The sequence below is a fragment of the Pseudoalteromonas sp. Z9A5 genome, from assembly GCF_011378875.1.
Classification (GTDB): domain Bacteria; phylum Pseudomonadota; class Gammaproteobacteria; order Enterobacterales; family Alteromonadaceae; genus Pseudoalteromonas.
This window is the reverse complement of sequence record NZ_WTLC01000009.1, coordinates 86,769-110,367: the sequence shown is the minus strand read 5'-3', so window position 1 is coordinate 110,367 and position 23,599 is coordinate 86,769. Positions and strand designations below refer to the sequence as shown.

Below are 23,599 nucleotides of genomic sequence, written 5' to 3'. Positions count from 1 at the left end.
AAATTTTTTCAGAGGCACTCAAGCAATTAAATAAGGATTGCCACGAGTGCTTGTAGCTTATTAGCAATTGTGGGGATCCCTCAGGATTTGACCCCTTTGGTTCAGTTTAAGCGCATAATAAAGGGCAATAACATTGCCCTTTATTTTCTCATGCACTCTCCCACGGTTAATCACATGGTAAACACATTCTTAAACTCTACTCGTCGTGATCTCGGCAGGGTAATTGACTCAACGAGCAATAAACTATAAACCTAGGTACTTGGTATGTAGTCAAGATTTGGTGCCTTTGGTTTACATCTGCATGCTTAACCGGAAGTTTCTAATGGGTGAACCTTAAGGTTTCTTTATTCAAGTTATATAAATAAGAGTAAAAATTATATTCTCAACACTCACAACACTCAAACATATGATCCCTAACAAATATAATATAAATACTGCAGCCTTAGAGTAAAAGAAGCTACTATCGAGCTTTGAGTATGTAAGCCAAAATAACTCCCTTTCTTTATCCGGATGTATATAACTCCGTTGTGTATTTTCACCAGCTTCGACTCTAATAAGGCTGCAGTTTTCTCTTAAATTAGCAACCTGCGTATCAAGTTCTTTTAAACTAGCAGAATAACCTTTAATATCTAACTTTGAAAAAGGCATCTTATAGGAATCAACATAGTAATCGACTATGTGCTGAGTATTTTTCATATCACTTCTGAAATCATCATAACTACTATATTCTTTAATTATTTTTGGACACCTAAATTGATATATAATTGTACCGAGTGCAAAAAAAAGTGATGCATAAAAAAGTCTGTTTATTGAAAAAGAAAACTTTAACTCAAAGCCAAAGGCACTTTGTAGTAAATCTAAATTTTTATAAATAAAAGGTAGTAAAAACAGCCAAAAGTAGTTGCTTTTAACAAGAGAACTATTACCGACCCCTCTAATTAGTGACCAATTAATGTTCATACTACAAATTTTCCTTTTTCCTTAGCGTCTTCTTTTTTCTTGATAACCTTAGTTATCTCATGGTATTTTTCTTTTATACCATCCAAAGGTAGCTTATTTATTAAAGTCAAAAACTTACCATCCAACTCCGCCCCCCCTAAAACTTCATTTAAAGGTAATGTCCAGGCTTTAAAACTTGTATTATTGGTAAATTTCCCTTTCTCCCTTATAGTACGTGTCAAATCTGCCGCAGATATTTTAGAACAAATTATTTCATAAAAATCGTTAGATATTTTTTTAACATTCACCTGCCCCCTTTGATTATTTGTCACACTCCTGAGATAAACAAAATGCCTATCGATTACGAATGATGTTACCGACTCAAAATAAATACCTAATTCTTTAGTAACAACAGTTTTATCATCAATATCATACATTTCTACTTCATATAAATGAAAGTTTTTAAATAAGTCCTTGGCGCTATTTTTAGTAAAAACAAACTGATTTGGCAATTTAGACTTTTCGAATAAGTTTTTAATCCCCGGAAGGTAGAGGTTTTCATAAAATCTTATTTTATCAATTTCAACTAGAAAGTTTAGGACATCTTTCCATTTCTTCCATTTCACAGAACTACTCTCATAGAATTGAGAAGACGATTTATCATCGGCTTGGTTTTTAATGAAAGATGCAGAGAAGTAGTTTATTATTGAATCATGTATATATTTATACTTATGATTATCTTTTTGTATTATACAAGTGTTCTTTACAATATCTTCGAATACTTTCTCACTTAGCGCAGTATTTTTGCATGAATCACTCAAGCACTCTCTGATTACACTTAAGAAGCTTTCCTTATTGCTATCAAAGTCGTCTTTTTTACGTATTGAAAAAGAAATATGTTCAATAACCTCTTTTAGCTCATCCGCATTGAAACCACTAAAAGTTGGCCTAGTATAGCCAACTTTCAAACCATCATGTTCAGAAACTAATGTATCAAAGAGTTTTTTATAAAAATCAGAATAGCTTTCAGGTATTTTCACCTCACGCCTATACACCATTGAAAACATTGTCAAAACTAACGGAGTTTCTAAAACCTCTCTCAACTTAGCTGGTAAGCTATCTAAGTTTTTTAACAATGTAGTTCTTTGAAATGAATTAGGTTCGCACTCAATTAGCTTTTTAACAAAACTTACTTGCTCTGGCTTTCTTAAAGGTTTTATTTTATAAATTTCAAAACCAGCTAATCGCTGTATTTCATTCTCTGGCCGAGATGAAACAATTAACTTATTGCTTGGTATAATTGAACTGAGCTCACTTATTTCTGTCATTAATTTTTTTCTGCTTTCATGTTGAACTTCATCGAAACCATCAAGAAAAAAAGAAAACAAACCTATTTCAGTAAGCTTTTTATATAGCTCGATTGAGCATCTAAATCCCAGTGAATTGATCTTGTTTAATATAACTGAATCTAAATCCTCATCCTTATTGATGTCTTTTAATTCTATAAATATTGGAAAACTACTGTAAGTATTCAATTCATTTATAAACAAAAACCTTAATAAAATAGACTTCCCCTGACCAACAGTACCTTCAATGATTATAGAGCGATCAGCTTCAAAATCAGCCAACAGCTTCGTATTAAAAAATTGGCCGCTAGACTTAGATGACTTACTTACGATTTTTGAAGGGTAGTAAAAATCTCTTATTTTATTAGGCTCTTCTTTTTTATAAATAGTCGGCACGTACTCCACTCTTCGAATTTTTTCTACTACACTTTTGATGAGCGGTTCATCTATCCACTGATTAAATTCAGCCATTTCATGCTCTGATAATTGAGAATAAAATACTTTGAATAATTTAGTTAGCCCTGAGAATGGTTTATTCCTATTCGAAATCATGTACGTCCTTTACTAGAGAAAATAAATACATTATTTATATCAGTGATATACAATTTAAGTTTAAGGTTTATATCTGCTAATTAATTTAATTTCTTTGATAAAAGAATTATGTTCAGTAACACTAGGGTCAGCACTTGCCTCCAGCCAAGACCAAACACTCACCTCACGTTTAACACCGTCCCCCGTCATCACGCCCTGAAAACAAGCAATTGATGAGTAATGCATTTCATGGATGAAATGAAAGCCATGTTTGTACATGGATGTGCTTTCATGGCGTTTACGTTCACATCAATTGTGGTTTGAAGGATTAAGCGTGATGCTCGGGGCGTCGTGGGGTTCCAAGGGGCGGTCGGCGGTAGCCGCCCCTTAGTTGCCGCCAGCAATCTGGCAAAAAAACTTGAATAAGGTTTCTTCTCTAAAAGCGCGAAACGCATTCACATTATCGGTGACGATAACCTCAAACACCTATTCAAATACTTATTCGGGCTGCCGCCCGCGCGTCAGCAAGCTAAACGCCTACAACAAATAACACATACTCTTGGCTTTTAAGCGAGTATGTATATTTGTGATTCGTTGGGTTTCGTTACACTCTTCCCAACCTACGCCCAAATACAGAGGGTCAGGTCTTGTTTCTTGCCAAAACCAAACACCAACCTCACGTTTAACACCCTTCCCCGTCATTACGCCCTGAAAATAAGCGATTGATGAGTAATGCATTTCATGGCGTTTACGTTCACATCAATTGTGCATTGAAGGATTAAGCGTGATGCTCGGGGCGCCGTGGGTGAGGAGTGACCGAAACGAAGTTTCGCAGCGCGAGAAAGTGGAAGCATGGATGCTGACAGGAACCCAGCTTCAGGGATGAATTACTTGCAGCAGAGTTAAGTTTGAAAATCTATAGCCCCTCTTTGGCTGCGGTCGCCAGCGCGACAAACCTTGAATAAGGTTTCTAATTACTAGATGAGCCAAAAGCAAACAAAGTATGCGCCTACAAAATTTAAACACTTTTGGGCTGTCGCCCAACACGTCAGCAAGCTGCACGTCTACAAAACTTAAACACTTTTTGGGCTGTCGCCCAACACGCCAGCAAGCTGCGCGTCTACAAAAATTAAACACCTTTTGGGCTATCGCCCAACACGTCAGCAAGCTTAACGCCTACAACAATTAAACACCTTTTGGGCTGCGCCCAACACGTCAGCAAGCTGTGCGTCTACAATGTTTAAACACACACAAAAAAGCCGTTGCATTGCTGCAACGGCTTTTATAATTTTAATAAATTCCCAAACTATAATGGAACTTAATACCCATTAAAGGTCAAAAATCAGTCTCTGCTCTTAGTCGCGGTAAGTATCAACCGGTGGGCATGAACATACCAAGTTACGGTCGCCGTATACGTCGTCTATACGAGTAACGGTTGGCCAGAACTTGTTTTTAGCTACTGCAGGCACTGGGAATGCAGCGTAAAAACGGTCGTATGCACGGTCCCATTCGTTACCTAACACGTCGCCTTGTGTATGCGGTGCAAACACTAGCGGGTTGTTTTCGATTGACCATTCGCCAGAAATTACTTTTTCAATTTCGCCTTTAATTGATACCATTGCTTCGATAAAGCGGTCAATTTCGCCTTTTGACTCAGATTCAGTTGGCTCAATCATTAATGTGCCAGCTACTGGGAACGACATAGTGGGTGAATGGAAGCCGTAGTCTTGCAAGCGCTTAGCTACGTCCATTTCAGTTATACCTGATAGCTCTTTAAGCGGGCGCAGGTCAACAATACATTCGTGAGCAACACGGTTGTTACGACCACGGTATAAAATTGGGAAGTGCTTGCTTAGCTCATGCGTTAAGTAGTTAGCATTAACGATTGCCATTTCAGTGGCTTGTTTTAAGCCCTCTGAACCCATCATGGTGATGTAAGCCCATGAAATAGGTAAAATAGCGGCTGAGCCGTAAGGCGCTGCCGATACCGCACCGTTACCGATGTTAGTACCTGGTACGTTAATTACGCTGTGGTTTGGCATAAATGGCGCAAGGTGCGATTTAACACCAATTGGGCCAACACCTGGACCACCGCCACCGTGTGGAATACAAAACGTTTTATGCAAGTTTAAGTGCGATACGTCTGAACCAATAAAGCCTGGGCTTGTTACGCCAACTTGCGCGTTCATGTTTGCGCCGTCCATGTAAACTTGGCCGCCGTGCTCATGAATAATGTCACAAATTTCGCGAATTGTTTCTTCGTATACACCGTGCGTAGACGGGTATGTGATCATGATGCACGATAAGTTTTCAGCAACCTCTTCAGCTTTCGCTTTAAGGTCAACCATGTCTACGTTACCGTTTTTGTCGCAGTTAACTACCACAATTTTCATGCTTGCCATTTGCGCTGATGCAGGGTTAGTACCGTGCGCAGAGCTTGGGATCAAACATACATTACGGTGTGCGTCGCCGCGTGACTCGTGGTATTTACGAATCGCGATTAAGCCTGCGTATTCACCTTGTGCACCAGAGTTTGGCTGAAGTGATACTGCATCGTAACCAGTAATGTTTACTAGCCAGTCGTGTAGCTCGCCAATCATTATTTGGTAACCTTCTGCTTGATCCAGCGGGCAGAATGGGTGAAGGTTTGCAAACTCAGGCCACGTAATTGGGATCATCTCAGCGGTCGCATTTAGTTTCATGGTACATGAGCCTAACGAGATCATTGAGTGATTAAGCGATAAGTCTTTGCTTTCTAGTCGCTTAATATAGCGAAGCATGTCTGTTTCGCTGTGGTAGCTGTTAAAGTTTGGATGCGTTAGTACTTCGTCGTCACGTACTAAACTTGCAGGTATTGACTCGCTGCCATTTGCTTCAACGTCGGCTGCAATAGCGTCAACACTTAGGCCATGGCCTTCGCCTAAAATAATATCGAATAACTGTGCAATATCGGCACGTGTTGTTGTCTCTGATACCGAAATTGAGTACTCGCCTTCGTGGTTTGTTGCAAAGTTTACGCCTTTTGCAATTGCACGTGCTGTTACGTCGTTTTTGTTGTCGCTTACTACTGTTAGCGTATCAAACCATGTGCTGTGCTTAAGTGCGATGCCTTTAGCTTTAAGACCACTTGCTAAAATATCAGCAAAGCGATGTATACGCTGCGCGATAGTTTTTAAGCCTTGTGGGCCGTGGTACACCGCGTAAAACGCTGCCATGTTGGCAAGTAATACTTGCGCTGTACAAATGTTTGAGTTGGCTTTGTCGCGGCGAATGTGTTGTTCGCGCGTTTGCATTGCCATACGTAGTGCGTCGTTACCTAAACGGTCTTTAGATACACCAATAATACGACCTGGTAATGAACGTTTGTATGCGTCACGTGTTGCAAAAAATGCAGCATGAGGGCCGCCATAACCCATAGGTACGCCAAAACGTTGAGCCGAACCAAGTACTACGTCTGCGCCTAGCTTACCCGGTGCTTTTAATAGTAATAAACTCATTATGTCGGCAGCAACACAGGCAATTGCCTTTTTGCTTTGTACGCCAGCAATTAGGTCTGTTATGTCTACCACTTCGCCTGATGTAGTTGGGTATTGAAACAATGCGCCAAAAATGTCGTGGTTAACGGCATCTTCTGCTTTACCTACAATTATTTCAAAACCAAACTGCTCTGCACGCGTTGTTACTACGTCGATTGTTTGTGTGTGTACGTCGTCTGCGATGAAAAAGGCATTTGCTTTTTTAGCTTTTGATACGCGTTTTGCAAGGCCCATAGCCTCTGCAGCCGCTGTTGATTCGTCAAGCAGTGATGCGCTTGCTAAATCAAGACCAGTTAAATCTAGAGTCATAGTTTGGAAGTTTAATAATGATTCTAAACGCCCTTGTGCAATCTCTGGCTGATACGGTGTGTACGCTGTATACCAACCTGGATTTTCTAGTACGTTACGTAAAATTACGTGCGGTACGTTAGTTGGGTGGTAGCCTTGACCAATGTACGATTTGAAAACTTTATTTTTGCTTGCTACTGATTTTAGGTAGCTTAGTGTTTCAACTTCAGTACGGCTTTCGCCAACTGTTAATGGCTGCTCTAAGCGAATGCTAGCAGGTACAGTTTGGTCGATCAGCTCTTGCACACTCGATACTTCTAAAGCACTTAGCATATCGCTTACTTGTGCTGGGCTTGGCCCAATATGGCGGCGAATAAAATCTTGCTTTTGCTCTAGTTCTTCAAGAGATTTGGCGTTTGACATGAATCCAGATTCCTATGATCTAAAAAGTGTGGCTACTGCTGATGGGTAAACAGCAATAACTTAAAATTTTTATAATTTAACGGCTTACTGTGTATGGGAAAGTGAGCTATAAAATCATAAAAGCCCCGATATCTAAACAGAACACGCGGGGCTTTTAGTTACCTACAAAGAGTGATTACTCTTCGTCGATAGTGTGCGAGTAACCTTCAGCGTCTAATAAGTTGTCTAGCTCAGACTCGTCAGATGCTTTAATACGGAATAACCAACCATCGCCGTAAGCGTCGTTGTTTACTGTTTCAGGTGAGTCTTCAAGTTCTTCGTTAATAGCAACAATTTCGCCACTGATAGGTGCGTAAATGTCTGATGCTGCTTTAACCGACTCTGCTACTGCACAGTCTTCACCAGCGTCTACTGCGTCGCCAACTTCTGGTAATTCAACAAATACCATGTCGCCAAGAAGTTCTTGTGCATGCTCAGAAATACCAACAGTAAATGTACCGTCGCCTTCACTGCGAACCCACTCGTGTGAAGGTGCGTATTTTAACTCGCTAGGAATGTTGCTCATTTTATTCGTCCTTTGGTTTACATTGGGAGAATACCAATCAAAGTAATTGCTCTGATTGGTATAACCAAATTATTTAAAGTATTGATTTACCGTTACGTACAAAGCTAGGCTTTACTACTTTAACGTTTACTAATTTTTTACGCATTTCTACTTGAGCTGTATCGCCTGTTGAACGTGGTACACGTGCAAGGGCTACACTAAAACCAAGTGTTGGTGAAAAAGTACCAGAAGTAATAATACCTATCCCACCGTCAACAATTACTTTAGAACCGCTACGCAAAACGCCTTTTTCTTCAAACACTAAGCCAACTAGTTTGTCGGTGCTTTTTTCTGCGCGTTGCTTAACAAGTACGTCACGACCAATAAAGTCACGACTCTCTGGTTCCCATGCAATGGTCCATGCCATGTTAGCAGCAAGTGGTGATACGCTTTCGTCCATATCTAGACCGTAAAGGTTCATACCAGCTTCTAAACGCAGCGTGTCGCGTGCACCTAAACCAGCAGGCGCAACACCTGCGTCTAGCAGTTGTTGCCATAAATCGGCTGCTTGGTCGTTCGGTACTACTATTTCGTAACCGTCTTCGCCAGTATAACCCGTTGTGGCAATAAATAAATCACCTACTTGAACACCAAAAAACGGCTTCATACCTTCAACAGCGGCTTGTTGCTCAGCATTTAAAAGAGTGGCTGTTTTAGCTTTAGCATTAGGACCTTGTACTGCAATCATTGCAAACTCAGGACGCTCTGTAACAGTTACGTCAAACTTGCTCGATACGTTAGCTAAATGCGCTAGGTCTTTTTCGCGCGTTGCTGAGTTAACAACTAAGCGGTAAAAAGTTTCGCTAAAGAAATAAATAATTAAGTCGTCTATTACACCGCCTTGCTCGTTAAGCATGCCTGTGTAAAGCGCTTTACCTGGTACGGTTAATTTTGCAACGTCGTTAGCTACTAGCTTACGTAAAAATGCTTTTGCTTGAGACCCTTCAATATCAACAATAGTCATGTGTGATACGTCAAACATACCTGCGTCGGTACGTACGCTATTGTGTTCTTCTATTTGTGAGCCGTAGTTGATTGGCATTTCCCAGCCATGAAAATCAACCATTTTTGCGCCCGCTTCTAGGTGCTTAGCATGTAGTACAGTTTTAGAAGTCATAACATTCCTTCACGTTTAAATTAACCCTTAGAGGGCATGGCTTAAATAGATCTAAAAACAGGTGAGCATTGTTATGCTCACCTGTTTTTTATATTTGTTACGCGGCTTTGTTTTGCATAAGTGCAAAACCTTTCGCTTGCATATAGCTTTGCCATTTTTGTAGTTCTGGCGCTTTAGCTATAAGTACAAAATGTTGTTCGTCGTTTTTATCAATAGCGGTAATAAACACTTCGCCACTTTGCGCACCGTAACATAGTTGCGCGTCAGAAAGGCGCAAACCTGGTGTTAACTTAAAAGCATTTACTAGGGTATCAAACGCGTTGTCGCCACTTAAAGTAAAGCTAGTTAGGTCGGTGCGTATTACATAATCAATATCAAAACGAAGTTGTTGCTCGTTTATGAGCGATTGTAATTGAAGGCTTGCGCTGTGGTGCAATACAAATCTAAAAGCGGTTTCGCTAAAGTAATACACTGCGTAGCTGTAATCAGAATTTAGGTCGCCGTCGAGGGTGCCTTTAAATCCTAAGCCGCTGGCCGTTAATTTTGTTAAATCGAGACCTAAAATGGTGCTCAAAAATACCGAGGCTTCGCTGCCGCTAAAATCCATTACAACGTTATTGTTGTTTGCTTGCAAAGCGTTAATAACTGCGTTGTTAGCATTGCTGTGGCGGGCAAACATTATTGGATTAAAAGTCATAACAAACACCTATGTATTTTCAATACTAAAAGTATATTGCGCGAGGTGAGTAACAACAAATTGTAATTATTTATCAATTGATAAATAATACTTATATATATAGCCATATAAATTGTAATTATAAATATGAAAAACATATCAACCGACAGCTTACGCACCTTTGTAATGGTAGTTGAGGTAAGTGGTTTTGCTAAAGCAGGCGACTTACTTGGCTTATCGCAGCCCGCTGTAAGCCTACAAATAAAACGTTTAGAAGATGTGCTTGGCTATAAATTATTTAAAAAACAGGGTCAACGCCAAGTACTTAATCAATACGGCGAGCTATTACTGCCTATGGCAAAGCAGATGATGCAACACAACGATGCTATTTTGCAGCAGTTCACCTCAGAAAACATTGCAGGTAAAGTACGCTTGGGTATTCCGAGCGAATTTGCGGCGCGTATTTTACCTTCAATTATTGGCGACTTTGTGGCGCTCTACCCTGAGGTGTCGCTAGAAGTTAAATCTCGTTTGAGTAAGCATTTGCTTTCGGCGTCTCGCCAAGATCAGTTTGATTTAGTGCTGGCGCTAAATGAGCGACTTAACTCCGATAAGTTTCCTATTTTTATGCAAGACAAACTCGTATGGGTAGGCGATTTATCGATTGCTCAAAACGAGGTGGTTACTTTAGTTACCGCTCCTGAGGGATGTATTTACCGTCGCCGCGCTACCGATGCATTAAAAAGTGCAGGTATAAAATACCGAATTGTATATAGCAACGCCGACTTAACCGGCCTTATTGCTGCATTAAAAGAAGGCTTAGGTATTACGGTACTTGCCAAAAGTACAGTGCCGAGTGAGCTTAATTATCAGGTTCAAACCAAGCATTTACCTGCTCTTGGTAATATTGGTATTAGCTTAGTTAAAAGTTCGGGTGAGTCGGAAAACGCGGTGGATAAACTCGCTGAATTTATAGCCCTACGCTTGGGCTAGCGCTCATATAGTACATATAATTAATCCAGCCTTTATAACTAGTAAAGCAATTACAAATCAATACAAAAGAAACAATTTAGTTAACAAAGTTGCATAAGCAGGTGTTTTTAGTTCTATTAAACAGGATAGTTAAACAGTTAATAACATTGATTCGTATTCGTTAACGTGTTCAAATTACGCCAATTGAGATAATTGACATGATTAGGAACACAATGAACCCTAAATTTTTAGTATCGACCCTTGCAACTGCGGTTGCTTTGTCTTTTAGTGCTACTGCAATAGCAAAAGACACCAGCAATAAAGAACAACGCTTTGAACAAATTACTGTTATTGGCTCAGAACAAGCAATTAACGATATTCCGGGTTCGGCTACATTTATTTCTGAAGAAGAACTTAAAAAATTCAAATTTACTGATATTTCTCGCGTTTTGGCGTCTGTTCCAGGTGTTTACGTGCAAGAAGAAGACGGCTACGGTCTGCGCCCTAATATTGGTATGCGCGGCACAGGTACTGGTCGTAACGATAAAATATCGGTAATGGAAGACGGTGTATTAGTTGCACCAGCACCTTACTCTGCACCTTCTGCTTATTACTTCCCTACTGTGGGTCGTATGGAGTCTATTGAAGTTTTAAAAGGCGCAGCCTCAGTTAAGTATGGTCCTCGTACTACGGGTGGTGTTTTAAACTTACTTTCGCGCAGCTTACCAACTGAGCCAAATAGCTCAAAAGGTATGGTAGATGCAGCCCTTGGTAGCGACGGTTACTACAAAGGTCACGCTTACTTTGGTAAAGAAAAAAATAATACAGCAGGTTTAATCGAAATATTTACTTACGGCGCAGACGGCTTTAAAGAGCTGCCAGTAGGCGATGACAACACCGGCTTTGAAAAAACAGATTTACTATTAAAGTTTGGTCACACGTTTGGTCAAAACGATGCGCATAATCTTGAGCTAAAAATTAAGTACTCTGACGAAACGTCAGACGAAACATACATGGGCTTAACAGACGAAGATTATCAACAAAGTCCTTATCGCCGTTATGCTGCATCGCAAAACGATGAGATGAACACTCGCCACAATGCATACCAGCTTAACTACGCGTATCGTTTTGGTGATGGCTACGAATTTTTAGCAACGGCTTACTTAAACGATTTTCATCGTAACTGGTATAAAGCCAGCCAAGTAAGCGAAAGCGTTTTAGAGCAATACAGTAACTTTGAAGCAAACCCTACAAGCGAAGGCATTGAAGGTATTGGTATTAAAGCTAATAACCGCGATTACCAAGCAAAAGGGATTCAGTCTGAATTACATATTCCTGCAGGCGATCACTATGTGACTGTTGGTGTGCGTTACCATGAAGATGAAATGGATCGTTTTCAGTGGGAAGACACATACACGCTTAATCAAGACCTAAGCTTAACGCTTACAGAGCAAGGCATTCCAGGCTCTGACAGCAACCGTGTAGATAGCGCAGAAGCAAGTACTTTGTTTATTCAAGACGAGTGGACAATTGACGCATTAGTAGTAAGTGCAGGTCTTCGTTATGAAGATATTACTATTACACGTGAAGAGTGGTCTAAATCAGATCCAACTCGCAGCAACGGTTTAACTAAAGATGTGTCGAACGATACAGAAATTTTAGTTCCATCGTTAGGTGCTACTTATACTCTTAACGAAAACGTGACATTTCTTGCCGGTATTCAAAAAGGGTATGCTCCAGCAGCACCAGGCAATGCTGACCAAGAAGAAGAAGAGAGTGTAAACATTGAGTTTGGCTCTCGCTTTAATATGGATGGCTTTAGCGGTGAAGTAATTGCGTTTTACTCTGACTACGACAACATGCACGGTAACTGTACTGCGGCTGTTGGTTGTAGCGATGAGAATATTGGCGATCAATATAACTACGGTGAAGTAGAAGTAACAGGCTTTGAATTTAGTGCGGCACGTACTTTTGCAACTGACGCAGCAATGTTCCCTGTTAAATTAACTTACACTTACACAGACTCTGAGTTTAAAAACGATTTTGATTCAGAAATTTGGGGCACGGTAGAAAAAGGCGATGCAATGCCTTACGTACCAGAAAACCAAGTAGCGTTATCGTTAGGTGCTGAGTTTTCTGCATTTGTAGTTAATAGCCAAGTACGTTATGTGTCTGATGCGCACGCTAACTTAACTGAGTCGGGCTTAAACGCAATTGATAGCCGCGTAGTGTGGGATTTAGCTGCTAAATACTTAATTGATGATAATCAAAGAGTATACCTAAACGTTGATAACCTGTTTGATAAAACATACGTTGCTAACCGCTCAAACGGTGGCATTCAGCCAGGTAAGCCACGTACTGTACAGATGGGCTACACTTATAGCTTTTAAGCTTAAAGCTGGTTAAACGGTTCACTAACAGCGTTAATAATTTTTTATGTAAAAGCACTACACATCTAAATTATTGCCTTGTTATTAAACCGTTTACCTGCGCTTTGTATAGGAGAAATCGTTCACTAGCTGCGTTAAAAATAACTCATATAAGAACAACTATATTTCGTTATTTTTGCCTTGCTATAAAGCTATTTTCCCATAGCTATAATAGAGCATCAATTCAGTACAATTGGTGCAAAGTTAAAAGCGTAAATTACAGACACAAAAAAGCCGAGATTGAATTTCAATCTCGGCTTTTTTAATACATAAAACTTATCGTTTATATATTAGTTTATTAGTTATTTGCGTTACGTTGGCGTAATACTTCAAACAAACAAATACCCGTGGCTACCGATACGTTTAAGCTTGAAACAGTACCCGCCATAGGGATTTTAACGAGCATATCGCAATGCTCACGCGTTAAGCGTCGCATGCCCTCGCCTTCTGCACCCATAACAATAGCCATAGGACCTGTTAAGCTTGCGTCAAATACGTGGTTATCAGTTTCGCCAGCGGTGCCTACAACCCATACGCCCGCATCTTTAATTTCACGAAGCGTACGTGCAAGGTTAGTAACCTGAATAAGTGGTACTGTTTCGGCTGCGCCACAGGCTACTTTACGTGCTGTGCCGTTAAGCTTTGCAGAGCGATCTTTAGGTACAATTACAGCGTGAACACCTGCCGCGTCTGCACTACGTAGGCATGCACCTAAGTTATGCGGATCGGTAATGCCATCTAGTACAAGTAAAAACGGTGTGTCTTCACGGGCAATGATCGCATCAAGATCTTTTTCATTAAACGTAGGCGCTGCTTTTACGTTAGCAATAATACCCTGATGTTGCTCGCCTTTTGATTTGCTATCAAGGGCTTTACGCTGCATAAACTGTACTGAAATACCAAATTTACGTGCTTCATCAATAATCGGAGTTGAGCGTTTATCGTCACGACCTTTAAGGGCGTAAATTTCTACAAAGCGCTCTGGCTCGCTTTCTAAAATTGCTTCAACAGAATGAAAGCCAAAAATTAATTCATTACTCACGTATTGTCTGCTCCTGGGCTAGTACGTTTACGGGCATTTTTGCCTGCTCTTTTAGGCTTTTTAACAGCCTTCTTTTTTGGTTTTTTCTTTACTGCGGTGTCTGCTGCTTTTTTATCTGCGGGTTTAGTTGCAGACTTATTTACAGGTTTACCTTTATCTTTATTCGCTGGTTTTTTTTTACCTTTTGGTTTGTCATCGCTGTGCGACTTTTTACCTGGTACTTTACCTGCTTTTAGTTGCGAACGTACGCTTGCTGGTGCATGACCAGATTTGCCTGCACCTTTTGGCGCACGGCGGCGTGAGTATCTGTCTTGTGCAACATCGCCTTTAAGCGTTAAGTTAATACGGCGATCATCTAAACTAACCGACGCAACCTGCACTGTTACTTTATCGCCAAGACGATAAACAGTATTAGTGTGTTCGCCAATTAAGCAATGTTTTGCAGCATCGTGTGCAAAAAACTCTTCGCCTAAGTTAGTAACATGAATCAACCCATCAATTTGTAAATCGTCTAAACGAATAAACAAACCAAAGTTAGTAACCGACGAAATAACACCGTTAAACTCGCTACCTACGTGATCTTGCATAAACTCACATTTAAGCCAATCGGCTACTTCGCGAGTTGCATCATCGGCGCGGCGCTCTGTTGTAGAACACTGCTCACCAAGTTGATCTACTTCATCATCGGTATACGCATATTCGCCAGATGTTTGCTGACCTTGTGCTTTTAATACCGCTTTAATAGCACGATGCACGACTAAATCTGGGTAACGACGAATTGGCGATGTAAAATGCGCATATGCCGATAACGCTAAACCAAAGTGACCAATGTTATCTGGCTGGTAAACAGCTTGTTTCATTGAGCGCAGTAGCATAGTTTGAATAAGTTCTGCTTCTGGGCGGTCGCCTAATCGGGCTAATACTTGCGTTATTTCTTTTGGCGTTGGCTCGTCGCTTAATGTGCTTTCGATACCTAACTCGCCTAAAAACTTAGTAAAGTTACTTAGTTTTTCGCCGTCTGGTTCGTCATGCACACGGTAAAGCGCGCTTGCTTCGTACTTTTCGAGTAATTTAGCCGCCGATACGTTGGCTAAAATCATGCACTCTTCAATTAGTTTGTGCGCGTCGTTACGAATAACTGGCACTATTGATTCTATTTTACGCTGAGCGTTAAATACAAAACGTGTTTCTAGGGTTTCAAACTCAATTGCACCACGCTCTTGGCGTGCTGCTTTAAGTGCCATGTACATTTGCTGTAAGTCAGTTAAATGTGGCACTACGGCTGAGTATTCTTCGCGTAGTTTTTCGTCGTTTTGTAAAATAGCATTTACTTTGGTGTAAGTTAAACGTGCATGCGAGTTCATTATCGCTTCGTAAAACTTATAACCCGAAAGCTTGCCTGCACTCGATACGGTTATTTCGGCAACCATACATAGGCGATCTACTTTTGGGTTAAGCGAACACAATCCGTTAGAAAGCACTTTTGGTAGCATAGGAATTACTTGCTCAGGAAAATACACTGAGTTACCACGCGTAATAGCTTCTTCGTTAAGCGGCGTGTTCATTCCTACATAATGCGATACGTCGGCAATGGCTACCCATAAGCGCCAACCACCTGATTTTTTAGGTTCACAATATACGGCATCATCAAAATCGCGAGCATCTTCGCCATCAATAGTAACCAGTGGTAAATCACGTAAATCTACGCGACCTTGTTTGTCAGCTTCATCAACAAACTCACCTAAATGGGCAACTTGTGCTTCAACTTCCTCTGGCCATACATGTGGAATATCGTGGTTACGCAGTGCTACTTCAATTTCCATACCTGGGGCTAAATGCTCACCAAGTACGTCAACTATTTTACCTACCGCGTTCATGTTGCGACTCGGATTTTGTGTAATTTTAACCTGCACCATTTGGTTATGGCGGGCACCGTTATCGTTGCCTGGTAAAATCATTATATCTTGCGTTATGCGCGGATCTTCAGCTACAACAACAGCAATACCGTGCTCAACAAAGTAACGCCCAACAACCGGGGCGCGCTCATTGGTAAGCACTTTTATAATACGTGCATCGCATTTTGAGCCAGAGCCACGTTTAGTGCCTTTAGCTAGTACAATGTCGCCATGTAACACCATATTCATTTGGTGTTTAGCAATAAACCAATCTTTGTTCTCGCCTTCGACTTCTAAAAAGCCAAAACCGTCTCTGTGGCCTATTACTTTGCCTTTGGTTAAACCGGCTTCGTCAATTAGGGCATAGCATTTAGATTTATTAAAATACAGCTGTCCGTCACGCTCCATAGCGCGAAGGCGGCGTTTAAATGCTATTTGGCGTTCTTCATCGTTTACAGCTAGTTCTTCACATAATTGTGCGTAATTAGCGGGCTTTGAACGCTCTTGAAGGTGAGTAAGTATAAACTCACGACTAGGGACTGGGTTTTCGTACTTTTCTTGTTCTCGACTGAGATTTGGATCTTGGTTTGACATTCACTATCTTGTTAGTTGGTTATATAGGCATTTTAACCCATATAGTTAAAATGAGACAGGTAAAAGCCATTAAACTTTTAAGAAAGCACTTTTACCTAACTGTATAGCCTAAAAATCTAGCGTAACAGGACTTAACGAGCCCTTAATTACAAAGTGTATATGGCTATGTTGTAGCAGTTACTAAAACATTTATTTTATACTATTTTTTTTGTAGGTTTTTCCAGAGCATTTTACTTATATTATCAATAAAACTTGGATCTTCTTCTTTCATTGTTAATAAAATTTGTTTATTCATTTGCGTTTTATTTTGTCCATATATCCAGCGGTTTTTATTAAACTGCTGGGCAAACTCAAGTACGCCGCTCTGTAAGGTATCGTCGTTTGTAAAAATATCTTCGGCTACATTGCTATCTAATAATTGCTTAGCGCCTACACGCAAGCCCGACATAGCTAAACGATTAAAAAATGTTTGTGGAATCGCTTTATTAATTATAGGAAACATAGACGGTACAAAGGGCACCATTACATCAACTTCGGGGAAGCAAAAAAAGCCTTTATCTGACTTCATAAATCTAAAGTCGCACGCGCAAGCAAGTACAGCACCATTACCATAAGTATGACCATTTAATGCAGCAATAACAGGCATAGGAAACGTAACTATGCGTTTAAATAAATCGCCTATTTGCACCATAAAGTCAGAAATTGCAGCCGGTAAAATACTTGGGTCAGACATCCATTGAAGATCAATGCCTAATGACCAGTTTTTGTCACTCGCAGACGTTAAAATAACAGATTTAATACTTTGATCTGCCTCGATATGATCAAGATGTAAATTAAACTCAGCCAAAAATGCTGGATTGTGACGGTTTTCAGCGGTATTCATGGTAAGTATAGCGATGTTATTTTTAGTTGTTAGTTCTATTAAATTTGCCATTAAGCCCTCTTTTAGCGCTATTTAAGTCAACTTTAAGCGCTGTTCGTTACTTTTATAATTAGCATAGTAATACTTTACTTATAATTTATAAACCCACTGTTTATAGCAAACAAAAAGCTAAAATTGTACGGTACTGGCTTAATTTATGTATTGGCTTATAGCCAGCCTTTTTGTTTTGCTATACGAGCAGCATCTATTCGGTTAGTCGCATTTAATTTAGCAATGGCGTCTGAAAGGTAATTACGTGTAGTGCCTTCGCTTATAAACAACTGCTTGGCTATTTCGCTTGTTTTAAGTCCGTCGCTTGCGAGTTTAAGCGCTTTACGTTCTTTATCGGTAAGCGGATCGGAGTCATCTAAAGCATTAATAGCAAGCTCAGGATCTATCACTTTTTGACCTTGCATTACTTTTTTTAGCGCATTGACTAGGTCTTCACTTGGTGCTTCTTTTAAAATAAAGCCTTTAACACCTGCCGAAAGTGAGCGCCTTATATAACCCGCTCTAGAAAACGTAGTCATTATTACTACTTTAATAGATGGGTATTTAGCAGCTATTTTTTCGCTCAATTCAATACCATTTATATTTGGCATTTCTATATCACTAAGCACAATGTCGGGTAATAGTTCGTCAGATAAACCAGATAATTGATCAAGTGCGGCTTGTCCGTCACACGCTTGCCCTATCACTTCTATATTAAAATCGAGACCAAGTAATGCTGCTATGGCATCGCGAACTAATCCTTGGTCTTCTACTAAAAATACTTTAATCATGCTTTTTATTCACTTATTTTTTAATTTTACTTATGACAAAGGAATGTTTGCGGTAAGTCTAAATCCATTTTTGGCTTCAAACTCTACTTGACCATTTAACTGCTCTACACGTTGCTTAATACCAGCTAAGCCGTTGCCAGGTGTAATACTTTTGCAATCGCCATTATTAAACAAGTTAAGCGTTATGGTTTGTTTATTTGATGTGAGGTTTATATCGCATTTATTAGCTTTACTGTGGCGTAAAATATTCGTCACGCTTTCTCTAATAATTAAGCACAGCTCACTCTCTATTGCTGCGGGAAGCGCTGGTAAGTTAAGCACTACATTGGTTGTAATATTTTGCTCTTCTAAGCGCTGTTTTAATTGCTCGACTTGCCCTGCTAATTGCTGCTGTTTTAAATCAGTAACAGCATGTCGTACATCAGACAAAAGCGCACGGGCTAAATTGGCAACTTGAGTAATTTCGCTTCCTGCTTGTTCAAACCGCTCAGCCTTTTGTAATTTATTAGCAAGCTCAGCTTTAAGCGCTATTGATGAAAGTGAGTGACCTAAAATATCGTGCAAATCGCGGGCTATTCGCTCTCGCTCTGCAATGGCTGCTAGTTGCTCTAATTGGGTGGCACTTTCTTGCTCACGTTTTTTATATTGACGCTCTCTTTTTGCTGCAATTCCGTAACTAAACAACGCAGCACATAAAATTAAAGCAACAGATAAAAAATACTCAAGCTTTGCCATACCACTAATATATGAGCTCAATAAAACCGTTAATATTATCGCTAAAGCAGCATAAACTCTGTGTGTTTTGTTATATGTGTAACCTGCCACATAAGCTACAAAGCCAAATAATGTAGGTGTACCAGAAGTAAAAAAAGTCGCACTAAAACAAATTAGGAGTAATGGTACAAATAACTTGGTTACATTTGTGCTTTCGCAATTAATTGCTTTTATATACAAAAGAATAAAAGCTATATAAAAGGCTAAAGACATGGTGATTTGATTAGTCGTAAAACTTTTAAAATCAATAATTAACGGTAATAAGTAAAAGCCAGTAAAAATAAGATGTCCATATTTCCAAAAACCTTTATCGCTTTGCTTAGAAAAAGTACTCAGTGAGCTCATATTAATCCCTTAGGTATATTGTTTTTATTTATAGTTATATTTTTACTAATTAACGCAAAAATATATAAGAGCACAAAGTAAACACCAAACGTAATACTAAAGCTTTGTGTCTCAAAAAACTCGCAGATAGATAAACTTATTAAAATTAAAGAATTCATAGTTACCTCCATTTGAATACGATAACTATGCCTGCATCTAAAAATAATATGAGTGTGAAATGTCATCAACTTTTCTGACATTTGTCATGTATGAAAAAAATTAATCTCAAGAATTTTTAACCAATGCTAATATGCTCAAAAAACATAACAAGGAAACTAAATGCAAGCCCAGCAGCAAAGCCTACTTTACTTACACATTGCCGTATTACTTTTTGGCGGAACCGCCCTTTTTGCCAAACTTATTGATTTAAATGCCATAGATATTACCGTTTATAGAACGGCGGTTGCAGGTATAGCTATTTTATTTATGCTGTATTTACAAAAAAAGCCGATTAAATTAAATAAACCAAAAGATTATTTAATTGTTTTATTATTAGGCATTGCTGTAGGTATACATTGGGTTACTTATTTTGCGGGTATGCAAATGGCGGGCATTACAGTTGGTATGCTTGCCTTTTTTAGCTACCCCGTAGTGACCGTTTTTTTAGAGCCGCTTTTCAATAAAAGTAGACCTAAAGCTAAAGATATAATAAGTGCCGCAGTTGTTATATTAGGTATTTATTTATTAGTGCCAAGCGCAAACTTAGGCGACGATGTAACAATGGGAATAGTAATGGGCGTGTTCTCGGGATTATTTTTTGCGTTAAGAAACATTACCCACAAGCGCTACTTTAGCCAATACAGTGGTCCGCAAACAATGTTTTATCAAACCTTAGTTGCAAGCATTATGCTATGCGCATTTATTGAAGTGCCTATATATGAAGTAAGTAATCATGATCTTACTTTAATTTTGATTGCAGGCGTTATTTTTACGGCAACCCCGCATTCATTATTTGCAGCAAGTTTAAAGCATTTGTCGGCAGCTACCGCTGGTTTAATTGCTTGTTTACAACCTCTTTACGGCACATTACTTGCGATAATAATTATACATGAACGCCCCTCTCTAATGACACTTGTAGGTGGCATATTAATTGTTAGTGCGGCTTGCTTTGAAACTTGGTCAATCACACAAAAGGCACGTAAATGAAAGTATTTGCACACAGAGGCGCCAGCGGTAGTTTTCCTGAAAACACTAAAAGCGCTATTTTAGAAGCATTAAAAGTGGGCGTTGATGGTATTGAAGTAGATATACAAAGCGCAATTGATGATTACATGGTAATACATGACTCATGGCTTGATAGAACGACTAATGGCACTGGTAAAGTAAATGAGTTTAACGCTGCAACTATAGCTAAACTTGATGCTGGAAATGGTGAGCAAGTACCAACGCTACAACAATTAATAGATTGGAATAACGATAAAACACTACTGAACCTAGAGCTTAAACATGCTTTTGAACTTGAAAAATTTGTGGCTCAACTTGAGCAAAACATAAGTACTGGAAAAATATCATGTGCTAATATTTTAGTATCATCGTTTGATCATCATCAACTACAGTGGCTTAAAAAGCGTTTACCATGGTTAAAAATAGGTGCACTAACGTCTTCGATGCCAATCAACTATGCAAAATTTGCTGAAGATTTAAATGCCTACAGTGTGCACGTAGATAAAAACTTTGTTAATAAAGCCTTTGTTGATGACGCTAAAAAACGCGGATTAAAAATTTATGCTTACACGGTAGATAAAGAGCAAGACATAGCATTAATGGTTAAATATGGCATAGATGGTCTTTTTACCAATTATCCTGAGCAAACAAAAACACGTTTACTATCATTAGTTAATAATTAACCTAAATTTTGGATAATTAAACAATGCAAATAATTAAGGTTTAAGCAAAATGAGTGGCAGCATGAAAGTTTATAATTACATTGAGCAAACCTTCTTTTTTACACTAACGCGTAAAATTGTAGGTAATTTAAGTTTTGTATTTTTGTTTCAAGCTATTACTTTATTTTGGTTGTACCAAAGCCTGGAGGAGCAGCAAAATACCAATCTGTTTTGGCTTTTGACTCTCGTAATTATTATGGGCTTTGCATTTACCCTTTTTTATATGCGCTTTTTAATTGTGCGACCCGTTAGTGCCATGCGCGACACGCTGATAAAAATAAATCAACAAGATGGTAATTTAGCCGCTAAATTACCTCACTTTTCATATGATGAGTTTAGAGATTTAAGCTCACAATACAATACTTTTACCGCTCACTTAGGCGAGTTACTAAACACAACATATAGTAGCGCTAAAGAAAGTGCAGATAGTAATAAAGCAGTTGCTGAATCAATGAAAAATACACAGCATTCAAGCGAGCAACAAATAAACTTAAGCAGCAGTATTATTAATTCAAGCATGCAAATCACTCAGAGTTTACAAAATATTGTAGGTAATACTGATAGCGTACACAGCATTAATAATGAACATTTAGAGTTTGTAAAACTCTCAGCTAAAGAACTCTCAACACTTGTTGAACAAGTTAAATTAATTACTAATATGCTGGGGAGTTTTTCAAATACGGTCGCAGGTTTAAAAGAAAACAGCGAAAATATCCGCAGTATTTTAAAAATGGTTGAAGAGTTTTCAGATCAAACCAATTTATTAGCGCTCAACGCTGCAATAGAAGCAGCAAGAGCCGGAGAAGCCGGTCGAGGCTTTGCTGTAGTTGCTGATGAAGTGCGCACACTATCTATAAAGGTAAGTGGGGCAACCAGACAAATTAGTGACTTTATTGTCCAAATGAATGAGTTGGTAAACGAAACAAATAAAGAGTCAGAGCAATTAATTACCCACTCCAACAATGCGCAAAGCTCAATTAGCACAACCTCCGACGGGTTTAGTAAAATGCTTAATGAGTTTGAGCATAACCAACAACAATTGCAGCAAATAGCCAGTGCAGTTCATTTGCTAGAACAAACACAAAACCAAACTCATCACTCTGTTGAGCAAATTGTAGCGCTAGGTGAACACGCTAAACAACTAATAGACACTGCCTTAGCCGACAGTGAGCAATCCCAGTTGTTAAGCTTACAAACTCAACAACAGTTAAAACGCTTTGTGCTTTAACAAGCGTTTTACCCTATTGGTAAATATGGTAAATTACGCAGCTATTAATTTAAGTGTGTAAAGCGTGTGAGCAACCCAATCCCAGACTATGAAAAACTAGCCCTACAAATAAAAACCTGGGGGCAGGAGCTTGGCTTTAACGAAGTGGGTATTACTGATATTGATTTAAGTAATCATGAAGCTCAACTTCAACGCTGGCTTGATGCGGGCTTTCATGGCTCAATGGATTATATGGCAGCGCATGGTATGAAACGGGCTCGCCCAGCTGAATTAGTACCAGGTACACAACGTGTCGTATCTGTAAAAATGAACTACCTTCCTCCCGATGCTGGCTTTGCAAAAACACTCAAAAATAAAGAAAAAGCGTATATAAGCCGTTATGCATTGGGTCGTGATTACCATAAATTAATGCGTAATCGATTAAAAAAACTCGGTCAAAAAATAGAACAAGAAATTGGCGAATATGGCTTTAGACCCTTTGTAGATTCAGCGCCAGTACTTGAGCGTCAATTAGCTGAAAAAGCAGGTTTAGGTTGGCGTGGTAAGCATTCTTTATTAATTAACCAAGAAGCTGGGTCATGGTTTTTTTTAGGCGAACTATTCGTTGATTTACCACTACCAATTGATGCAGAAAACACCTTTGAAGGCTGCGGTAAATGCGTTGCTTGTATAACTCTGTGCCCAACAGGTGCAATTGTAGAGCCTTATGTTGTTGATGCCCGTAAATGCATATCGTATTTAACAATAGAACACCAAGGGCCAATTCCTGAGCAATATAGAACCTTATTAGGGAATAGAGTTTATGGCTGTGATGATTGCCAGTTAGTGTGCCCTTGGAATCGTTATGGGCAAATTACAGACGAGAATGACTTCCACCCTCGCACACAATTAAAAGATAAAGACTTACTTGAGCTATTTGCTTGGGATGAACCTACATTTTTAAAAAACACCGAAGGCAGCCCTATTCGCCGTATTGGTCACGAACGCTGGTTACGTAACTTAGCTGTAGGATTGGGTAATGCACAATTTAGCCCTGCAATTATATTTGCGCTTGAAGAGAAAAGCTTAATTTGTAGCGATCTTGTTTTAGAGCATATTAATTGGGCACTCGTACAGCAAAACGATAAGCAACGAGTTAAACTTCGTAAAACAGCAAGGTTAATTAGAATTGTAGAAAAAGGCTTACCCAGAGACGCATAATGCGATTGGTGTAAGCCTTTGAAGTAACATT

General features: G+C 39.3%; 18 protein-coding genes. 6 read left to right on the top strand and 12 right to left on the bottom strand.

Translation table 11 applies throughout. The features are described 5' to 3' along the window. Positions 1 to 348 precede the first annotated feature (348 nt). The 7 genes from GQR56_RS06965 to GQR56_RS06935 form a co-directional block, all read right to left on the bottom strand. A complete protein-coding gene (locus GQR56_RS06965; protein WP_166109747.1) occupies positions 349 to 960 on the bottom strand; it encodes a hypothetical protein in 612 nt (203 codons plus the stop codon). Beyond that, a complete protein-coding gene (locus tag GQR56_RS06960) occupies positions 957 to 2,837 on the bottom strand; it encodes an NACHT domain-containing protein (protein WP_166109744.1) in 1,881 nt (626 codons plus the stop codon). Before GQR56_RS06960 ends, GQR56_RS06965 begins: the two co-directional genes overlap by 4 nt. A 516-nt stretch (positions 2,838 to 3,353) precedes the next feature. Then, on the bottom strand, positions 3,354 to 3,554 hold the full coding sequence (locus tag GQR56_RS06955) for a hypothetical protein (RefSeq protein WP_166109617.1): 201 nt from the start codon (positions 3,552 to 3,554) through the stop codon (positions 3,354 to 3,356). Between the two features lie 617 nt (positions 3,555 to 4,171). Continuing rightward, positions 4,172 to 7,063: an aminomethyl-transferring glycine dehydrogenase gene (gene gcvP / locus GQR56_RS06950; RefSeq protein WP_166109741.1), complete on the bottom strand. Its 2,892-nt coding sequence runs from the start codon at positions 7,061 to 7,063 to the stop codon at positions 4,172 to 4,174. 175 nt (positions 7,064 to 7,238) lie between these two features. Continuing rightward, on the bottom strand, positions 7,239 to 7,628 hold the full coding sequence (gene gcvH / locus GQR56_RS06945) for a glycine cleavage system protein GcvH (protein ID WP_166109738.1): 390 nt from the start codon (positions 7,626 to 7,628) through the stop codon (positions 7,239 to 7,241). A gap of 73 nt (positions 7,629 to 7,701) precedes the next feature. After that, on the bottom strand, positions 7,702 to 8,784 hold the full coding sequence (gcvT, locus tag GQR56_RS06940; RefSeq protein ID WP_166109735.1) for a glycine cleavage system aminomethyltransferase GcvT: 1,083 nt from the start codon (positions 8,782 to 8,784) through the stop codon (positions 7,702 to 7,704). 97 nt (positions 8,785 to 8,881) lie between these two features. Continuing rightward, the gene (locus tag GQR56_RS06935; protein WP_166109732.1) at positions 8,882 to 9,481 is read right to left on the bottom strand and encodes a hypothetical protein; all 600 of its coding nucleotides are present in this window, start codon (positions 9,479 to 9,481) and stop codon (positions 8,882 to 8,884) included. Positions 9,482 to 9,607: 126 nt separating this feature from the next. On the opposite strand from GQR56_RS06935, the gene GQR56_RS06930 reads away from it, so the two are divergent. Together GQR56_RS06930 and GQR56_RS06925 are read left to right on the top strand one after the other, a co-directional pair. Then, positions 9,608 to 10,453 carry a LysR family transcriptional regulator gene (locus GQR56_RS06930; RefSeq protein ID WP_024612696.1) on the top strand — a complete coding sequence of 282 codons (846 nt, stop codon included), beginning with the start codon at positions 9,608 to 9,610 and terminating at the stop codon, positions 10,451 to 10,453. Between the two features lie 212 nt (positions 10,454 to 10,665). After that, positions 10,666 to 12,822, top strand: a complete 2,157-nt coding sequence (locus GQR56_RS06925) for a TonB-dependent receptor (protein ID WP_166109729.1) — start codon at positions 10,666 to 10,668, stop codon at positions 12,820 to 12,822. Positions 12,823 to 13,159: 337 nt separating this feature from the next. Here the strand turns inward: GQR56_RS06925 and rlmB are convergent, their stop codons facing one another. The 5 genes from rlmB to GQR56_RS06900 all read right to left on the bottom strand — a co-directional run bounded on the left by rlmB (position 13,160) and on the right by GQR56_RS06900 (position 19,215). Further along, on the bottom strand, positions 13,160 to 13,903 hold the full coding sequence (gene rlmB / locus GQR56_RS06920) for a 23S rRNA (guanosine(2251)-2'-O)-methyltransferase RlmB (RefSeq protein ID WP_024612694.1): 744 nt from the start codon (positions 13,901 to 13,903) through the stop codon (positions 13,160 to 13,162). Continuing rightward, positions 13,900 to 16,392 carry a ribonuclease R gene (rnr, locus tag GQR56_RS06915; RefSeq protein ID WP_166109727.1) on the bottom strand — a complete coding sequence of 831 codons (2,493 nt, stop codon included), beginning with the start codon at positions 16,390 to 16,392 and terminating at the stop codon, positions 13,900 to 13,902. Before rnr ends, rlmB begins: the two co-directional genes overlap by 4 nt. Positions 16,393 to 16,591: 199 nt before the next feature. Next, positions 16,592 to 17,326, bottom strand: a complete 735-nt coding sequence (locus GQR56_RS06910; protein WP_166109725.1) for an enoyl-CoA hydratase/isomerase family protein — start codon at positions 17,324 to 17,326, stop codon at positions 16,592 to 16,594. A gap of 155 nt (positions 17,327 to 17,481) precedes the next feature. Continuing rightward, positions 17,482 to 18,096, bottom strand: a complete 615-nt coding sequence (locus GQR56_RS06905) for a response regulator transcription factor (RefSeq protein WP_024612691.1) — start codon at positions 18,094 to 18,096, stop codon at positions 17,482 to 17,484. Positions 18,097 to 18,126: 30 nt separating this feature from the next. Continuing rightward, positions 18,127 to 19,215 carry a sensor histidine kinase gene (locus GQR56_RS06900; RefSeq protein ID WP_166109723.1) on the bottom strand — a complete coding sequence of 363 codons (1,089 nt, stop codon included), beginning with the start codon at positions 19,213 to 19,215 and terminating at the stop codon, positions 18,127 to 18,129. 318 nt (positions 19,216 to 19,533) lie between these two features. Between GQR56_RS06900 and GQR56_RS06895 the strand changes: the two genes are divergently transcribed. The 4 genes from GQR56_RS06895 to queG all read left to right on the top strand — a co-directional run bounded on the left by GQR56_RS06895 (position 19,534) and on the right by queG (position 23,568). Beyond that, positions 19,534 to 20,400 carry a DMT family transporter gene (locus tag GQR56_RS06895; protein ID WP_166109721.1) on the top strand — a complete coding sequence of 289 codons (867 nt, stop codon included), beginning with the start codon at positions 19,534 to 19,536 and terminating at the stop codon, positions 20,398 to 20,400. Further along, positions 20,397 to 21,101, top strand: a complete 705-nt coding sequence (locus GQR56_RS06890; RefSeq protein WP_166109719.1) for a glycerophosphodiester phosphodiesterase family protein — start codon at positions 20,397 to 20,399, stop codon at positions 21,099 to 21,101. Before GQR56_RS06895 ends, GQR56_RS06890 begins: the two co-directional genes overlap by 4 nt. 49 nt (positions 21,102 to 21,150) lie before the next feature. Continuing rightward, positions 21,151 to 22,368, top strand: coding sequence for a methyl-accepting chemotaxis protein (locus GQR56_RS06885; RefSeq protein ID WP_166109717.1), 1,218 nt, complete (start codon positions 21,151 to 21,153; stop codon positions 22,366 to 22,368). A 66-nt stretch (positions 22,369 to 22,434) separates the two neighbouring features. Next, positions 22,435 to 23,568, top strand: coding sequence for a tRNA epoxyqueuosine(34) reductase QueG (gene queG / locus GQR56_RS06880; RefSeq protein ID WP_166109715.1), 1,134 nt, complete (start codon positions 22,435 to 22,437; stop codon positions 23,566 to 23,568). Positions 23,569 to 23,599 lie beyond the last annotated feature (31 nt).

What these genes read in the sequence shown, in the direction of transcription:
- GQR56_RS06955 (WP_166109617.1), bottom strand. Translation starts at nt 3,554, where the DNA reads ATGCATTACTCATCAATCGCTTATTTTCAGGGCGTAATGACGGGGAAG.
- rnr (WP_166109727.1), bottom strand. Translation starts at nt 16,392, where the DNA reads ATGTCAAACCAAGATCCAAATCTCAGTCGAGAACAAGAAAAGTACGAA.
- GQR56_RS06935 (WP_166109732.1), bottom strand. Translation starts at nt 9,481, where the DNA reads ATGACTTTTAATCCAATAATGTTTGCCCGCCACAGCAATGCTAACAAC.
- GQR56_RS06905 (WP_024612691.1), bottom strand. Translation starts at nt 18,096, where the DNA reads ATGATTAAAGTATTTTTAGTAGAAGACCAAGGATTAGTTCGCGATGCC.
- GQR56_RS06910 (WP_166109725.1), bottom strand. Translation starts at nt 17,326, where the DNA reads ATGGCAAATTTAATAGAACTAACAACTAAAAATAACATCGCTATACTT.
- gcvP (WP_166109741.1), bottom strand. Translation starts at nt 7,063, where the DNA reads ATGTCAAACGCCAAATCTCTTGAAGAACTAGAGCAAAAGCAAGATTTT.
- GQR56_RS06960 (WP_166109744.1), bottom strand. Translation starts at nt 2,837, where the DNA reads ATGATTTCGAATAGGAATAAACCATTCTCAGGGCTAACTAAATTATTC.
- GQR56_RS06930 (WP_024612696.1), top strand. Translation starts at nt 9,608, where the DNA reads ATGAAAAACATATCAACCGACAGCTTACGCACCTTTGTAATGGTAGTT.
- GQR56_RS06925 (WP_166109729.1), top strand. Translation starts at nt 10,666, where the DNA reads ATGAACCCTAAATTTTTAGTATCGACCCTTGCAACTGCGGTTGCTTTG.
- GQR56_RS06895 (WP_166109721.1), top strand. Translation starts at nt 19,534, where the DNA reads ATGCAAGCCCAGCAGCAAAGCCTACTTTACTTACACATTGCCGTATTA.
- GQR56_RS06900 (WP_166109723.1), bottom strand. Translation starts at nt 19,215, where the DNA reads ATGAGCTCACTGAGTACTTTTTCTAAGCAAAGCGATAAAGGTTTTTGG.
- GQR56_RS06890 (WP_166109719.1), top strand. Translation starts at nt 20,397, where the DNA reads ATGAAAGTATTTGCACACAGAGGCGCCAGCGGTAGTTTTCCTGAAAAC.
- gcvT (WP_166109735.1), bottom strand. Translation starts at nt 8,784, where the DNA reads ATGACTTCTAAAACTGTACTACATGCTAAGCACCTAGAAGCGGGCGCA.
- GQR56_RS06965 (WP_166109747.1), bottom strand. Translation starts at nt 960, where the DNA reads ATGAACATTAATTGGTCACTAATTAGAGGGGTCGGTAATAGTTCTCTT.
- gcvH (WP_166109738.1), bottom strand. Translation starts at nt 7,628, where the DNA reads ATGAGCAACATTCCTAGCGAGTTAAAATACGCACCTTCACACGAGTGG.
- GQR56_RS06885 (WP_166109717.1), top strand. Translation starts at nt 21,151, where the DNA reads ATGAGTGGCAGCATGAAAGTTTATAATTACATTGAGCAAACCTTCTTT.